We start from the raw sequence: 12,918 nt of genomic DNA on the forward strand, positions 1-12,918 counted from the left end.
GTCGGGTTTGTCAAGGCACGCTTTCCCGCCTTGACAAACCCGACCGGCGGCTGAAAATCCCACCGGAGGGGCGGGGGAGGTCGGACCCGCTCCCCTGCCACGGCAGAGCAAAGCCGCGGCAGATCTTTCTGCCGCAGCTCTAAAGACATGTCCTCGCCGGACGGGCAGGCTCCGGGATGACCCCTCGTCCCGCTGCCACCTCACGTTAACGAGGTGGGCCGCTGGGTGGTCATCCCGTCGCCTGATTGAGGCCTATCACTTTGAGCCGGGCCCGCAATCTCGCGCTGTCACCCGCGCGTTGCGCTCTGTGTTGCGGGCCCGGCTCAAAGTGATTTGACGGCCTCAGGCGACGGGATGACCACCCAGCTCCTGTGTGTCGAAAGGCCGCTGGGTCAGTCCTCGTCCGGCTTGGCGTGGTCCGGCTTGCCCGGGTTCGGGTCGCGGGACAGGTCGATCAGCGGGTGGACGCCCGCTCCCTCCGGGGCCGCGTGGCTGCCCGTCGACTTCGGTTCCTCGGACGGGCCGGTGGCCCCTTCGGTGCTGGTCATCACACACTCCTCGCGCGTCGTCCCCTGCTTCCCTCTCCGGCCGCAACCTACCCATTACCCGGCCGGGTGATGCAGTGGGATCGGATCGGGCGTTCCGTGCGTCACAGTGCGGTCGAGGCGTCACGATGGGTCGGCACGCAGCGGGAAGGGACGGGACATGACGGCCGAGTTCGAGCACCTGGTGGCCGAGTTCGAACGGTTCCGGGCCGGCGTGCGCAACGCCGATGACCGGTTCGCCGGGCTGGGGACCATGCAGCAGCAGCTCGCCGGACTGCGGGCGAGCGCCTCTTCGGCAGACGGGGGCGTCACCGTCGTCACCGGGCCCGGCGGGGCCGTCCTGGACGTCGAGTTCACCGAGGCCGCGCTCGCCAAGGGGCCCCGGGCCCTCTCCGCCACGCTGCTGGCGACGCTCCGGGAAGCCGTCGGCGAGGCGGCGCGGCGGCAGGCCGTCATCGTCGAGGAAAACATGGGCGACGACCTCGGCCTCGTCGACCAGGTCCTGGAGACGCAGGCCGTGGCGTTCGGGACCACCGTCGAAGAGCTGCGGGCGAAGCTGCCGGAAGAGCGAGCGCCCGAAGACTTCTCGGAACAGCGGGTGCTGCGCCCGGCCGATCCGCCGGCCGCGCCACCCGCCGCGGGCCCGTCGGCGGGCGACCGGTTCCTGCGGAACCTGTTCGACGAGGAGGACTGATGGGCGGCGGCTACCGCGTCCGGGTGGACGCGCTGCACAAGTACGTCGGCGACCTGGGCAAATACCGCGAGCAGGGCGCGAAGATCACCGAAAAGGTGAGCCAGGCCGACGTCGGTGACAAGTCGTGGGGCGTCGTCGGCGTCTTCACCAAGGGCGGCTACGACGACACCCTGCGCGAGCTGCAGTCCCTGCTGGCCTCCATCGCGGACGGGCTCGCCTCGGCGCAGGCGAAGCTGACTGACGCGGCGAACGTCTACCAAGGCGTCGAAGACGACCACAAAACCTTCTTCGGCCAGGTCGAGACCCTGCTCGACGGCCCGGGAAAGCACTGAGGGGAACGCCATGGCCGAGGTCGAAGACGTCGCGCGCGGGATCACCGTCAAGTCCGACGACCCGAACACCGTGCTCGGCGTCAACACCGGCAACGCGGTGAAGGCGATCCCCTTCGCCGGCAGCGCCGTCACCGTCGGCAAGGACGCGGTCTCGGTGACGAAGGCGGTCTTCGCGCCGCAGCCCGACGGCGCCGACATCACGCTCGCACTCGGCACCATCGCGACGGACACCGCGAGTTTCATCCAGTCGAGTTCCAGCACCATCACCGACATCGCCACCGACCCGCTCGGCTGGCTGGTCGGGCAGGGGCTGAACTTCCTGGTCAACGCGGTCCAGCCGATCCAGGACGCGATCCACTTCGTCAGCGGCGACGGGCCCGCGCTGGGCGTCGCGGCGGAGAACTTCGGCGCGATCGCCACCGGGCTCGACCAGCTGGCCAGGAACTTCGCCGAGGTCGCCGACGAGTCCCTGAAGGACTGGGAGGGCGACGCGAGCAACGCGGCGAAGGCCGCGCTGGGCGAGTTCGCGCACGGCATCGAAGGCGTCGCCGGGAAGTCCGGTGACCTCGCCCGGATGCTGCAGCTGAACAGCATGCTGATGAGCTTCGCCGAGGACCTGATCAAGGCGATCCTCACCGAGTTCGTGACCTGGCTGATCCTGCTGTGGGTGCCCGCGCTGGCCGCCGCGGTGCCGACCTGCGGGGCCTCGCTGTCCGCCGCCGCCCCGGTGACCGAGGTCAAGGCCGCCCAGACGACCGCGAAGACCACGCAGAAGGTGAACAAGCTGCGTGAGCTGCTGCAGAAGGTGCTCGACTGGCTCCGGAAGCTGCAGCAGAAGTTCGCCACGACCACCCTGGGCAAGTCCCTGACGAAGATCGCCGAGGAGAACGAGGGCAAGGACCTGCTCCAGAAGGCCGTCGGCGACCAGGGCCTGATCGGCAAGCGCTGGGCGAAGGCGTTCGAGAACCCCGTGCTCGACGCCGCCGGGAAGGTCGACTACACGAAGACGATGCTGAAGGCCGGCGCCACCGAAGCGCTGAAGAAGGGTGGCGAAGCGGCGGTCAAGGGCGTGCTCGGCTACAACCCGGCCGATCCCGGCGACAACCCGGCCAAGACGGTGAACGACCACCTCGGCAAGCTCACCAGCCACGTCAAGAACGCCAAGAAGGCGAGCGGCTACGACGGGACCGGCCGGGACCAGTCCGTCGAGGAGACCCGCGAGGACCTGGACTTCTGACGATGCAGACGCTCTTCACGATCGGCGTGCTCGTGGTGGTGGCCGCGGTGGCCGCCGCCCTCTGGTGGCGGTCGCAGCGCAAGGCCGCCGCGAGCCGGGCCAGCCACTGGTTCCGGGCGTTCGCGGCGGAGCGCGGCGGCACGTTCGGCAGCGGTGACGATGGCGGCTCCCCCAGCTTCGGTGTGGTTCACCCGGCCGGGCGACCGCTGACCGGGCCGCCGGCCGATCCCTGGGTCGAGTTCCGCCTCGGCGACCGGCCGGTGCTGGCGATCGACACGCGCGAGTCCTACCGGCACTTCGACGACCACACGTACTTCCGCGACCTGCACGTCACCCAGGTGCGGGTCCCGCCGGGCCCGGAGCTGCGGATCGTCCCGGGCCGGCCGGTGTCGATGCCGACCCTGCCGCCGGGCTCGGCCCTCGACGCCGAGCTGGCCCGGTGGCTCGCGGCGAACCCGCGCTTCGGGCAGCGGGAGGTCGTCGTCGAGCACGGCGCCGCGCGGACCTGGGGCCCGGGCTGCGCGACCCGGCAGAACGTCACCGCCGAAGCGCAGTACCTCGCCGACCTGGCCGATCACCTGCCCGCGGCGCTGTGGAGCTTCAGCGGCGGCGCGTCGTGAGGTGGGTCAGGCCGGCCGACAACGCGAACACCAGGCCGAGGCCGACGACGTAGGGCCCGGCGAGGAGGGCGAACCCCGCGCCGATGTTGGCGTCCGGCTGGTCGGACGTGGCCCGGAAGCCGATCGCCCCCACCGACAGCAGGATCGCGCCCGCCGTGATCAGGACCACGGCGATCACCGTGAGGCGCTTGGTCGCGGGCGTCATGCCTCCATCGTGCCCGCGACCGCCCGGATCCGCCGGACGGCGTCAGAGCTTGGTGCCGCAGTCCGAGCAGAACAGGGCCCCGGGCTTGTTGCTCTCGCTCCCGCAGCCGCCGCAGGTGACCTTCAACGCCAGCGAAGTGCCGCACGACGAACAGAACTTGCCGCCGTCGGCCTTCAGGCCGCAGCCCGGGCACGTCACCTTCGCGCGGGTGTCGATGTCGAGGCCCGCGGTCCAGTCCTTCTCGCGGGCCTTGTCCCAGATCTGGTCGCGCTGGGCCGATGCCTGAGCGCGGGAGATCTCCTCCGCGACGCTCGGCGAGCAGCGCAGGCACTGGCCGATTTCCTCGTTCCAGCACTGCGTCTGGCACATCCAGTCGCCGCAGCCGCGGCACTGGCGGAAGCTCGGGGTGATCTCCTCGACCGCGGCGGCGAGCGCGCGGTCCTTGGCCGGTGAGTTCGTCGCGCGGTCATAGCGCCACTGGTCGGCCGAATTGCTCAGGTCCCGCAGGGTTCCGCCGAAGAACGAGCCCACCGCGCGAAGCACGCTTCGCCCGGTCTCGACGTTGTCGCGCTGGAAGGCGGATCGGAAGCCGTTGCCGCAGCGTTCGCAGCGGAACTCGAACTGGTACCCCTGCGTGTTCGAGAGGTCCGAGAAGTTGTCCGTGAAAGGCACAGAGTCAGCCACGGCCCATCTTGTCCGGGCGGACGCGGCCCCGGTGACGAGAGATTTGCCGACAACGGCCCGGCTACCCGTCGTCACGGGCGACGGAGAAAGCCAGCGGCAGCAGGGCCAGCACGCCCCCGACCACCGCCACCAGCGCGTACCCGCCGCCGGCGAACAACGCCCCGGAGCCCAGCCCGGCCAGCGCGGACGCCGACCAGACGACCGCGTCGACCGTGCCCTGCACCCGGCTGCGCGTCTCCGGCGCGAGGTCCCGGCTGAGCTGCGCGCTGCCGCCGACGAACACGAGGTTCCAGCCGTAGCCCAGCAGGAACAGCGCGATCGGCAGCCCGGACGTGTGGGCGGTGGGGGCGGCGAGCGCGGTCGCCGTCGCCAGCGCGAGGACGCCGAGGCCGGCGTTGATCGCGACGCGCGGGCCCCAGCGGTCGGCGATCCGGCCGGACAGCGGCGCCAGCGCGAACATCCCGAACAGGTGCGCGCTCAGCACCCAGCCGACGACGCCGAGGCCGTGCCCGTGGGCCTGCAGCTGCAACGGCGTCATGGTCATCACCGCGCCCATCGTGAGCTGGGCGGCGACCATCGCGACCAGCGGCCGCACGACACCGGTTCGCCGTACCGGGCCACGGGCGGCGGGTCGTCGTTGCGCAGGGACGTGCCGCGGGAGGAACACCGCTGCCAGCGCCGCGCCCGCCGTGGCCAGGACCGCCACCGCGACCGGGCCGGACAGCGACGGCCAGCCGAAGCCGGCCGCGGCACTCGCCGCGGGCGCCATCAGGGCCGGCCCGGCCAGCGCGCCGATGGTCCCGCCCCAGACGACGGTCGAGAGCGCGCGGCCCCGGCGGTCCTCCGGGTAGAGGTCCGCGGCCAGGTACCGCGAGAGCTGCGCGCCGCCGTTGCCCAGGCCGACCAGCAGGATGCCCAGCAGCAATGGGACGACCGACGTCGCCAGCGCGCCGCCGAACGCCACCAGCGCGCCGGCCGCGGAAAGGCCGTAGCCGGCGGCCAGCACGCGACGGCTGCCGTGGACCGGCAGCAGCGTCCCGGCGCCGAGCGCGCCCGCCGCCGTGCCGAGCACGTTCGCCACGCTCGGCAGCCCGCTCCACACCGCGCCGCTGCCGGCCGCGACGATCAGCGTGGCCGCGGTGCCCAGGCCGACCGTGGCCGTGTTGAGCAACGCGACACCGGCGAACAACACCCCCGTGGACCGGGCCCGGCCGGTCACCGTCGAAGTCCCCATGACCAGCAACTTTAGGGATCTCCGGGCCGGGTTCGAAGGGACGGCCGACGGCAAATCCGTCGCCGCGGCCACCCTTCGGAAGGAAAATGGGGGCCATGACCTTTCGTTCGGAAAAGGCGCTGGACGACGTCGACTGGCGGCTGCTGGACCTGCTGCAGGCCGACGGGCGGCTGTCGTTCAAGGAACTCGGCCGCCGGATCAACCTGTCGGCGCCGGCGGTGGCCGAGCGGGTGCGGCGGCTCGAGGAGACCGGGGTGATCACCGGGTACCGCGCGCAGGTCGACGCGCGGCGCACGGGCCAGCCGCTGCAGGCGTTCGTCCAGATGCGGTGCGCGTTGAGCAGCTGCCTGCTGAAGACGTCGAAGTCCGAGGACTACCCGGAAGTCGTGGAGATCCACCGGCTGTCCGGCGACCACTGCACGATGCTGAAGATCCGGGCGGCGTCGCTCGAACACTTCGAGGGCCTGCTGGAACGGCTCGGCAAGCACGGTGAGCTGCGGTCGTCGGTGGTGCTGTCGACGCAGTTCGAGGGGCGGCCGGTGCAACCGCCGTCGGACGACTTCCTGCGCGCGACGAAGGCCGACGGCTGGTCCTGACTCCGACGGCGGCTGTGCGCCCGGGGCGGAACTGATAGACGAGAGGGATGCCGATCTCCACCCGCCGGGTGCGTGCCCTCGCCGTCACCCTCGCCGCTCTGGGCGGCCTCACCGTGCCCACGCCCGCGCAAGCCACCACGTCCGGGGCGTTCGTCGCGCTCTCCGACGTCGCACCGTCGATCCTGCAGGACATCCGCTACGACACGCGGCACAACTTCGTCGGCCGCCGCATCGACGGGTACCGGCAGCCGCTGTGCATCCTGACCCGGCAGGCCGCCGAAGGGCTGCGGAAGGCGCAGGCGCAGGTGGTCCGGCAGGGCTACACGCTCAAGGTGTACGACTGCTACCGGCCGCAGCGCGCCGTCGACCACTTCGTGCGGTGGGCGAAGGACCTCACCGACGAGAAGATGAAGGCCGAGTTCTACCCGGACGTCGCCAAGGACCGGCTCTTCGCCGAGGGGTACATCGCCGAGAAGTCCGGGCACAGCCGCGGCAGCACGATGGACCTCACGCTCGTGCGGATCCCGCCGCGGTTCCAGCGGCCCTACATCCCGGGTGAGCCGCTCGAGGCGTGTTTCGCGCCGCGGGAGCAGCGGTTCCCGGACAACACGGTCGACATGGGCACCGGCTACGACTGCTTCGACCCGCTGGCCCACACCGACAACCCGGCGATCACCGGCGCGGCCCGGCAGCACCGCGACCTGCTGCGGTCCACGATGGCCGCCGCGGGCTTCCGCAACCTGCCCGAGGAGTGGTGGCACTACACGCTGAACGACGAGCCGTTCCCGGACACCTACTTCGACTTCCCGGTGTCCCGCGGCAGCCTGCACTAGGACGCAGAAGCGCCCTCGGTCCACTGTGGACCGAGGGCGCTTTTCCCTGCGTCAGGCGGAACGCCGGCGCCGGCGGGCGCCGAACACCAGGCCGCCGCCGAGGGCGAAGGCGATCAGGGCGAGGGCGCCGAGGGCGGTCGCGTCGACGCCGGTGCTGGCCAGGCCGGAGCCGCCGCTCTGGCCGCCGCCGGTGCCGCCGGCCGGGCCGGGCGGCGGGGTGGCCGTGGTGCAGTCCGCCGGGTTGGCGGGCACGGCCGGGAGGGGCGCGTCACCCTGCTCCGCGTCGATCCGCCACACGCGGTGGTTCTCCGGCGGACCCCAGACGTCGATCCACATCGGGTTCTCGTACTTGATCTTCCAGCCCGCCGGGGGCAGCAGGTACAGGTGGTACTGCGGCCCGGGTGCGACGTCGAGGAACTCGAAGTGGCCCTTCGCGTCGGTGGTCCGTTCGCCGGCGACCGGGCAGTGCCGGTCGGACACCAGGACGACCTTGACCCCGGCGAGGCCCTGCTTCACCTGGCCCTGGTCGTCGAAGACGCCGACGTTGCCCTCGACGACGGCCTTGGCGCCCGGGACAGCCGCCTGCGCGTGGGCTTGCGCGTGGTTTTCGGTGTCGACCTCCGAGTAGCCGAAGTCGCAGGCGGCCACGACGATGCCGCGGTTGAACGCGGCCTGCGGGACGGCCTCGGACACGTCGATCACCCGGGTCTCCCCGGCGGCGATCGTCACCCCGTCCCCGGCGAGGTCGCCCCAGCCGGCGGTGCGGCCGCTGAGGATGTACGGGTCGCCGATGCGGTTGCACGCGGCCACGACGCCGACGAGCGGGATCGGCCCGGAGTTGGCCAGGGTCACCGTGACGTGCGCGGTTTCGCCGACCTGGTAGCTGTCCTGGGTGAACTTCATCGACGCCGTGAGCGCGCCGTTCAGCGGCGGTGCCCCGCGCAGGTCCAGCTTCGTGCCCGCGCCGATGTGGACGGTGTGCCACGGGAACAGCCAGCCGCCGACCACGTCGCCGCCGAGGTAGTAGTCCGCGGCCGGGACCTTGAAGGTGAGGTTGCCGTCCTCGTCGCTCGTCGCGGTGTACGTGACGTCGCCGTGGACGTACCGGAGGGTGAGCTTGATCCCCGGCAGCTCTTCCCCGCGGTCACGAACGCCGTTGCCGTTCTTGTCGCCGTACACGACGCCCGACGCCTCGCCGGAGGCCGGCGTGACGTGCGCGGAGGCGTCGAAGTCACCGATGCCGAAGTGGGAATCGTCGAACACGACGCCCCGGACGCGCACGATGTCCTTGCCGATGTCCCGGATGTGCCCGGTGACCGGCAGCTCGTACGTCTGCCCCGGCTCGAGCTTGATCCCCCGCCCGTAGGTCAGGTCACCCCAGCCCGGGTCGTACGCGACCTGCAGGTCGGTCGGCTGGTCGATGTGCTGGGAAACCCAGACCCCGGTGGCGGTGACGCCGCCGGTGTTCTTCAGCTTGAACGTGAAGTGGACTTCCTCGTCGGACGCGTAGTCGTCCTTGAGGCCCACGATCGAGGCCGTGACCTGCGCGCGCTGCGCGGGCTCGGCCTGCGGCTGCGCCGCCGGCTTGCTTTCTGGCGCCGGGGAAACCGGCGCGGTGGAGGTCGGTGCCGCGGAACTGGCCGGCGCCTCCGATGTGGACGGCGCGGCCGACGTCGGTGTCGGTTCGTCCGCACCGGCCGGTGCGGCGAACACGCTGGTCAGCACGGCTGCGGCCGTCAAGGCGGCGAAACCGCGCGCGAGCGAGCGCGCGCTTCTGGATGTGTTCACGAACAGTCACCCCTGATTACCCGTTGATACGCGCAAAGCCCCCGAACCGCGTGAACCGGGTCACTCTAGCGAAAGACCGGGCGGGTGAATACCCGATCGGGTGACGAAAGGGGAAAGGCCCCCGCCGGAAACCCGGCGAGGGCCTTTCCCGTGACCTAGCTTCAGCGGAAGTCGCGGCCGAAGTCGTAGTCGTCCAGCGGAACCGCGGCACCGGTGCCGGTACCGAACACGTCCGGGGTGTAGTAGCCGTCGTCGTAGGACGGGATCGCGTACGCCGCGACCCGGGCCTCCTCGGTCGGCTGCACCTGGATGTTGCGGTACTTGTTGATGCCCGTACCGGCCGGGATCAGCTTACCGATGATCACGTTCTCCTTGAGGCCCACGAGCTTGTCCGAGCGGCCGTTGATGGCCGCGTCGGTCAGGACTCGCGTGGTCTCCTGGAACGACGCCGCCGACAGCCACGAGTCCGTGGTGAGCGACGCCTTCGTGATCCCCATCAGCACCGGACGGCCCGAAGCCGGCTCGCCGCCTTCGGCGACCGCGGCCCGGTTCGTCGCCTCGAACTTGGTCCGCTCGGGCAGCTCGCCCGGCAGGAAGTCCGTGGCCCCGGAGTCGATGATCGTCACCCGGCGCAGCATCTGCCGGACGATGACCTCGATGTGCTTGTCGTGGATCGACACACCCTGCGCCCGGTACACCTTCTGGACCTCGTCCACCAGGTGGATCTGCGCCTCGCGCGGCCCCATGACCCGCAGGACCTCGTGCGGGTCCGGCGTGCCCTCGAGCAGCTGCTGTCCGACGTGGACGTGGTCACCGTCGCCCAGCGGGCCGTTCGGGGTGTTCGCGAGCCGCTGACGCTTGGACAGCTTGTCGAAGACGATCTCTTCGCCGCCGTCGTCCGGGATCAGCGTGATCTTCCAGAAGCGCTCGCTCTCCTCGATGCGCACGCGGCCATCGACGTCGGCGATCGGCGCCTTGCCCTTCGGGACACGAGCTTCGAAGAGCTCCTGGACACGGGGCAGACCGGTCGTGATGTCGTCACCGGCGACACCACCCTGGTGGAACGTACGCATCGTCAGCTGCGTACCCGGCTCACCGATCGACTGGGCGGCGACGATACCCACCGCCTCGCCGACGTCGACGAGCTGACCGGTCGCCATCGAGCGGCCGTAGCAGGTCGCGCAGATACCGACGGCCGACTCACAGGTCAGCACCGAGCGGACCTTGACCTTCGAGATGCCGCTGGAGAGCAGCTTCTCGATGGCCGGGTCGCCCAGGTCGTCGCCGGCGTTCAGCACGACGTTGCCCTTGGCGTCCACCGCGTCCGTCGCGAGGTTCCGCGCGTACACCGAGGTCTCGACGTGCTGGTCGCGCAGGACCTTGCCGTCGCCGATGTCCTCGCCGATCGGCATCATGATGCCGCGGGTGGTGCCGCAGTCGATCTCGCGGACGATGACGTCCTGCGAGACGTCCACCAGACGCCGGGTCAGGTAACCCGAGTCGGCGGTCCGGAGCGCCGTGTCCGCCAGACCCTTCCGGGCACCGTGCGTCGCGATGAAGTACTCCGCCACCGACAGGCCCTCACGGAAGTTGGCCTTGATCGGACGCGGGATGTACTCACCCTTCGGGTTCGACACCAGGCCACGCATACCGGCCAGCGACCGGACCTGCGTCATGTTACCGGCGGCGCCCGACTTCACGATCATGGCGATCGGGTTGTCGTCCGGCAGCGCCGTCTCCATGATCTTGTGGACCTCTTCGGTGGCCTGCGTCCACACCTTGACGAGCTCGTTGTTGCGCTCGGCGTGCGACAGCTGACCGCGCTGGTAGCGCTTCTCCACCTGGGAGGCCTTGCCCTCGTACTCGTCGAGGATGGCCTTCTTGCCCACCGGGGTGAGCACGTCCGAGATGGCGACGGTGACGCCCGAACGGGTCGCCCAGTAGAACCCGGCGTCCTTCAGGCGGTCCAGGGTCTGCGCGACCTGGGTCATCGAGTACCGCTCGGCGAGGTCGTTCACGATCGCGGCCTGCCGCTTCTTCGGCATCGGCTCGTTGATGAACGGGTAGTCCGCCGGCAGCAGCTCGTTGAACAGCACGCGGCCCAGGGTCGTCTCGGCCAGCCACGCCTTGCCCGGCTCCCAGCCCTTCTCCGCGAGCCGCGGCTCGTCGGCCTTGGCCGGCTGCCGGTCGGTGATGCGGATCTTGACCGGGGCGTGCAGGCTCAGGGCCTTGCGGTCGTAGGCCATGATGGCCTCGGCCGGCGACGAGTACGCGTTGCCCGCGCCCTCGGCGTTCTCGTTGAGACGGGTCAGGTGGAACAGACCCGTCACCATGTCCAGTCGCGGCATGGCGAGCGGGCGGCCCGACGCCGGCGACAGGATGTTGTTCGCCGACAGCATCAGGATCCGGGCCTCGGCCTGCGCCTCGGCCGACAGCGGCAGGTGCACCGCCATCTGGTCACCGTCGAAGTCCGCGTTGAACGCCTCGCAGACCAGCGGGTGCAGCTGGATGGCCTTGCCCTCGACCAGCTGCGGCTCGAAGGCCTGGATGCCGAGGCGGTGCAGCGTCGGCGCGCGGTTCAGCATCACCGGGTGGCCGGTGATGACCTCTTCCAGCACGTCCCACACCTGCGGCCGCGAGCGCTCCACCATCCGCTTGGCGGACTTGATGTTCTGCGCGTGGTTCAGGTCGACCAGCCGCTTCATGACGAACGGCTTGAACAGCTCGAGCGCCATGTCCTTCGGCAGACCGCACTGGTGCAGCTTCAGCTGCGGGCCGACGATGATGACCGAACGGCCCGAGTAGTCGACGCGCTTGCCGAGCAGGTTCTGGCGGAACCGGCCCTGCTTGCCCTTGAGGAGGTCGGACAGCGACTTCAGCGGCCGGTTGCCCGGGCCGGTGACCGGACGCCCGCGGCGGCCGTTGTCGAACAGCGCGTCGACGGCCTCCTGCAGCATCCGCTTCTCGTTGTTGACGATGATCTCGGGCGCGCCGAGGTCGATCAGCCGCTTGAGGCGGTTGTTCCGGTTGATCACCCGGCGGTACAGGTCGTTCAGGTCCGACGTCGCGAAGCGGCCACCGTCCAGCTGCACCATCGGGCGCAGGTCCGGCGGGATCACCGGGACGGCGTCGAGCACCATGCCGCGCGGGTCGTTGCCGGTGGCCTGGAAGGCCGCGACGACCTTGAGCCGCTTCAGCGCGCGGAGCTTCTTCTGCCCCTTGCCGTTGCGGATGGTGTCGCGCAGGCTGTCGGCCTCGGCGTTGACGTCGAACTCGGTGGCCAGCTTCTGGATGGCCTCCGCGCCCATGCCGCCGGTGAAGTACTCGCCGTAGCGGTCGACGAGCTCGCGGTAGAGCAGCTCGTCGGCGATCAGCTGGCGGGTGTCGAGCTTCGTGAAGGTCGTCCAGACCTCCTCGAGGCGGTCCAGCTCGCGGCCGGCGCGGTCGCGCAGCTGGCGCATCTCGCGCTCGCCGCCCTCCTTGACCTTGCGGCGGACGTCGGACTTGGCGCCCTCCGCCTCCAGCGCGGCCAGGTCGGCTTCGAGCTTCTGCGCGCGGGCTTCGATGTCCGCGTCACGCTTGGTCTCGAGGTTCTTGCGCTCGACGCCGATCTCGTTCTCGAGGGTCGGCAGGTCGTTGTGGCGCAGCTCCGTGTTCACGCCGGTGATGACGTAAGCCGCGAAGTAGATGATCTTCTCGAGGTCCTTCGGCGCCAGGTCCAGCAGGTAGCCGAGGCGCGAGGGAACACCCTTGAAGTACCAGATGTGGGTGACCGGGGCGGCCAGCTCGATGTGGCCCATCCGCTCGCGGCGCACCTTGGCGCGGGTCACCTCGACGCCGCAGCGCTCACAGATGATGCCCTTGAAGCGGACGCGCTTGTACTTGCCGCAGTAGCACTCCCAGTCCCGGGTCGGGCCGAAGATCTTCTCGCAGAAGAGGCCGTCCTTCTCGGGCTTGAGCGTCCGGTAGTTGATGGTCTCCGGCTTCTTGACCTCGCCGTACGACCACTGACGGATGTCGTCGGCCGTGGCGAGACCAATGCGGAGCTCATCGAAGAAGTTGACGTCCAGCACGTCTAGATCCCCTTGGGGTTGTTTCGGCTAGAGGGGTTGGCGGGCGAGCTCCGGGGCCTGCGGGAGGCCGACCCCGG

13 protein-coding genes are annotated in these 12,918 nt (G+C 70.5%); 7 read left to right on the forward strand and 6 right to left on the reverse strand.

What is annotated here, in order from left to right:
• Positions 1-392 precede the first annotated feature (392 nt).
• Positions 393-548, reverse strand: coding sequence for a hypothetical protein (locus tag AB0J55_RS41495; protein ID WP_364262139.1), 156 nt, complete (start codon positions 546-548; stop codon positions 393-395).
• Positions 549-705: 157 nt separating this feature from the next.
• On the opposite strand from AB0J55_RS41495, the gene AB0J55_RS41500 reads away from it, so the two are divergent.
• The 4 genes from AB0J55_RS41500 to AB0J55_RS41515 are packed head-to-tail and all read left to right on the forward strand — an operon-like array spanning position 706 to position 3,428.
• On the forward strand, positions 706-1,239 hold the full coding sequence (locus AB0J55_RS41500; RefSeq protein ID WP_364262142.1) for a YbaB/EbfC family nucleoid-associated protein: 534 nt from the start codon (positions 706-708) through the stop codon (positions 1,237-1,239).
• Complete coding sequence (locus AB0J55_RS41505) at positions 1,239-1,571, forward strand: hypothetical protein (RefSeq protein ID WP_364262145.1); 333 nt, start codon at positions 1,239-1,241, stop codon at positions 1,569-1,571. The genes AB0J55_RS41500 and AB0J55_RS41505 overlap by 1 nt, the downstream gene beginning before the upstream one ends.
• A gap of 10 nt (positions 1,572-1,581) precedes the next feature.
• Positions 1,582-2,808, forward strand: coding sequence for a hypothetical protein (locus AB0J55_RS41510; protein ID WP_364262148.1), 1,227 nt, complete (start codon positions 1,582-1,584; stop codon positions 2,806-2,808).
• Between the two features lie 2 nt (positions 2,809-2,810).
• Entirely contained in the window at positions 2,811-3,428 is a 618-nt protein-coding gene (locus AB0J55_RS41515) for a hypothetical protein (protein ID WP_364262151.1), read from the forward strand.
• On the opposite strand, the gene AB0J55_RS41520 is transcribed toward AB0J55_RS41515, so the two are convergent.
• From AB0J55_RS41520 to AB0J55_RS41530, 3 genes are all read right to left on the reverse strand, one after another.
• Positions 3,409-3,633 (reverse strand): hypothetical protein, encoded by a 225-nt coding sequence (locus AB0J55_RS41520; RefSeq protein WP_364262154.1) that lies wholly within the window; start codon positions 3,631-3,633, stop codon positions 3,409-3,411. The genes AB0J55_RS41515 and AB0J55_RS41520 overlap by 20 nt on opposite strands.
• Before the next feature lie 42 nt (positions 3,634-3,675).
• Positions 3,676-4,317 carry a zinc ribbon domain-containing protein gene (locus tag AB0J55_RS41525; RefSeq protein ID WP_364262157.1) on the reverse strand — a complete coding sequence of 214 codons (642 nt, stop codon included), beginning with the start codon at positions 4,315-4,317 and terminating at the stop codon, positions 3,676-3,678.
• 61 nt (positions 4,318-4,378) lie between these two features.
• Positions 4,379-5,551 carry an MFS transporter gene (locus AB0J55_RS41530; RefSeq protein ID WP_364262160.1) on the reverse strand — a complete coding sequence of 391 codons (1,173 nt, stop codon included), beginning with the start codon at positions 5,549-5,551 and terminating at the stop codon, positions 4,379-4,381.
• Positions 5,552-5,646: 95 nt separating this feature from the next.
• Here AB0J55_RS41530 and AB0J55_RS41535 point away from each other — a divergent pair, with 95 nt between their 5' ends.
• Both AB0J55_RS41535 and AB0J55_RS41540 read left to right on the forward strand, forming a co-directional pair.
• The gene (locus tag AB0J55_RS41535) at positions 5,647-6,147 is read left to right on the forward strand and encodes an Lrp/AsnC family transcriptional regulator (RefSeq protein ID WP_364262163.1); all 501 of its coding nucleotides are present in this window, start codon (positions 5,647-5,649) and stop codon (positions 6,145-6,147) included.
• Between the two features lie 47 nt (positions 6,148-6,194).
• Complete coding sequence (locus tag AB0J55_RS41540; protein WP_364262166.1) at positions 6,195-6,980, forward strand: M15 family metallopeptidase; 786 nt, start codon at positions 6,195-6,197, stop codon at positions 6,978-6,980.
• Between the two features lie 51 nt (positions 6,981-7,031).
• Here the strand turns inward: AB0J55_RS41540 and AB0J55_RS41545 are convergent, their stop codons facing one another.
• Complete coding sequence (locus AB0J55_RS41545) at positions 7,032-8,507, reverse strand: hypothetical protein (RefSeq protein WP_364262169.1); 1,476 nt, start codon at positions 8,505-8,507, stop codon at positions 7,032-7,034.
• A gap of 10 nt (positions 8,508-8,517) precedes the next feature.
• On the opposite strand from AB0J55_RS41545, the gene AB0J55_RS41550 reads away from it, so the two are divergent.
• Complete coding sequence (locus AB0J55_RS41550) at positions 8,518-8,784, forward strand: hypothetical protein (protein WP_364262172.1); 267 nt, start codon at positions 8,518-8,520, stop codon at positions 8,782-8,784.
• A gap of 145 nt (positions 8,785-8,929) precedes the next feature.
• Here the strand turns inward: AB0J55_RS41550 and AB0J55_RS41555 are convergent, their stop codons facing one another.
• Positions 8,930-12,841, reverse strand: coding sequence for a DNA-directed RNA polymerase subunit beta' (locus AB0J55_RS41555; protein ID WP_364262175.1), 3,912 nt, complete (start codon positions 12,839-12,841; stop codon positions 8,930-8,932).
• Positions 12,842-12,918 lie beyond the last annotated feature (77 nt).

It is taken from the genome of Amycolatopsis sp. NPDC049688 (genome assembly GCF_040674975.1).
GTDB lineage: Bacteria > Actinomycetota > Actinomycetes > Mycobacteriales > Pseudonocardiaceae > Amycolatopsis.